This window comes from Streptomyces sp. NPDC005811, from assembly GCF_040630405.1.
Lineage (GTDB): Bacteria > Actinomycetota > Actinomycetes > Streptomycetales > Streptomycetaceae > Streptomyces.
Genome location: NZ_JBEXXK010000156.1, coordinates 1 through 1,017 on the forward strand (window position 1 = coordinate 1; position 1,017 = coordinate 1,017).

At 65.9% G+C, this 1,017-nt stretch carries 1 protein-coding gene and 1 pseudogene; one reads left to right on the forward strand and one right to left on the reverse strand.

What is annotated here, in order from left to right; translation table 11 throughout:
- Nucleotides 1-239: pseudogene (locus ABZ490_RS52220) on the forward strand (alpha/beta hydrolase); the annotation flags it as partial.
- Between the two features lie 48 nt (nt 240-287).
- Here the strand turns inward: ABZ490_RS52220 and ABZ490_RS52225 are convergent.
- Nucleotides 288-1,017 (reverse strand): transposase (locus tag ABZ490_RS52225; RefSeq protein WP_359008167.1); only part of this gene is annotated, 730 nt, incomplete at its 5' end.

A 1,017-nucleotide genomic window follows, 5' to 3' on the forward strand; every position in this document is an offset into this window, starting at 1 on the left:
GCTGGAAACGCTGGCTGACCGTGTCCGGCGCCGAACACTTCTCCTTCACGGACCTGCCGTATCTGGCTGGGCAGTTGGGCCTGTCGGACCCTGCCATACCGCTGTCCGGAGAACGTGGGTGGCGCATAACCCGCGACTACGTGTCAGCCTTCTTTGACCTTCATCTGCGGGGTATATCGCTGTCGCTCCTCGATGGTCCCAAAGCCACGCATCCTGAGGTCGCATTCCAGCAGCCGTGACCTGCTACCCGATAACAGTGCCGCAACCGCGTAGGTTCGCCGGGTTGTTCACGCCGCGGTTTTGAGGGGGCGTCCGCCCCAGCGGATGCCCTTCTCGCTCCGGATACGGGCGCGTTCTTTGCGTTCGGCGGCCAAGACGTCGCGGTGGCGGGCGTTGGCGTTGCGCCAGCGCAGGTAGGCGTGCAGGGCCCGGGTCTGCACCGTGTGGTTGGGGTGGTTGGAGCCGGCGATGGTGAACTGCCGCAGCGGTCCGAAGTGCGCCTCGATCGGGTTCGCCCACGAGGCGTAGATCGGAGTGAAGCACAGCTCGACCTTGTTCTTCTTCGCCCAGCGGCGGATGCCGGCACCCTTGTGGGCGGACAGGTTGTCCATGATCACGTAGATCCGTGCGCCGTCGGGCCGGGCGGCGCGGATCGACTTGAGCGCGGCCAGCGTGTTCGCGGCACCTTTCCTGCGGCGGTTGACACCCCACAGAGTGTCGTCACCGATCGAATAGCAGCCATGGAAGTAGCGGACACCATGGGTACGGTGGTAAGTGGCGGGCAGCCGGTCGGGGTGACCCTGCCCGGCCCAGCCGGAGCCTGCGGTGGGCCTGATCCCGAGCGGGCCGAACTCGTCGAACGCGAAGACCCGGTCCGAGAAGCGGTCCAGTACTTCCTCAATCCGGTCGAGTTTGGTGTCGCGGTCGGGGGATTCCTTCCATGTCTTTGTGCGCTGGAAGGTGACACCGCGGCGGGCGAGCAGGCTGCGTAACGCCTCACGGCCGATACGGATGGCA